We start from the raw sequence: 981 nt of genomic DNA, 5'->3' as shown, positions 1-981 counted from the left end.
TTCGTTATTGCATTGATAATAGCATCTTTGTATACATTTGTCAATTTTTTAATAAAATATTTTTGATATGATTAAATATGTATATCTTTCTTTTGGAAAATAACAAATAATCATTACATCTTTTCGATATCATTCAAACACTCAGCTAATGAATGAACTATTTTTTGAGCGTGCTGTTGAACAACTGGAGGAGCATATGTAAAAGTATAACTTTTTTCAATAGCGTCTAGCATTGGTAAATCATTCCATGAATCACCAATACCATAAATATCATTCATTGATAACTGGAAGTATTCTTGAATCATTTTTATTCCATGACCTTTAGAACATCCCTTTGCAGCAATATCAATATGCTGATTATTTTGATAAGCAACAATCACATCACCATATTTTTCATTAATCTTTTTTGTCGCAAGACTAGCTTGTTCTATTTCATTTGCTTCATAATGAAATGAAAAGGCACTCACTGTATCCGTTTTTAATTCATGAAGTGAATCTATATAGATACCATAATTATCATGCTGTTTTGATTGATAAATCTTATACATTGTACCTTGATAGACAATGGACATATCTTTATGATCTATAAAATCAAAAATTTCTTGCACATATCTTATAGGTATCTTCTTTTCAAAGATTATTTCTTTATCCTTGTTTAATATAAGGGAACCACTTAATAAAATATAAAAATCATAATCTATATGATAAGGCTGACTTGGATGAATAATTCCATATAAATTTCTTCCTGTACAGACACCAAATAAATGACCATCTTGTTGGAATTGATGGATTGCTTTGACATCGTTTTCTTTCATATGATCACGAAACCATAATGTATTATCAAAATCACTTGCTAGTAACTTCATATTTTCACCTCTTATCTATTATATAGGAAATCAAAATAAATGCTACTTATTTACTTATTATGAAAATTGAAGATAGAAATCATATCATTAAGGAATTAAAAACGCTAAAAAAACG

At 27.2% G+C, this 981-nt stretch carries 1 protein-coding gene; it reads right to left on the bottom strand.

Features of this window, described 5'->3' with window-relative positions; all coding sequences use genetic code 11:
- Window positions 1-113 precede the first annotated feature (113 nt).
- Window positions 114-866: an HAD-IIB family hydrolase gene (locus tag BN350_RS01890; protein ID WP_028042081.1), complete on the bottom strand. Its 753-nt coding sequence runs from the start codon at window positions 864-866 to the stop codon at window positions 114-116.
- Window positions 867-981 lie beyond the last annotated feature (115 nt).

The sequence above is a fragment of the Candidatus Stoquefichus massiliensis AP9 genome (assembly GCF_000455285.1).
Classification (GTDB): Bacteria; Bacillota_I; Bacilli_A; order Erysipelotrichales; family Coprobacillaceae; genus Stoquefichus; species Stoquefichus massiliensis.
Note: the sequence above shows the minus strand (reverse complement) of the source record. Positions and strands in the feature narration are given on the sequence as shown.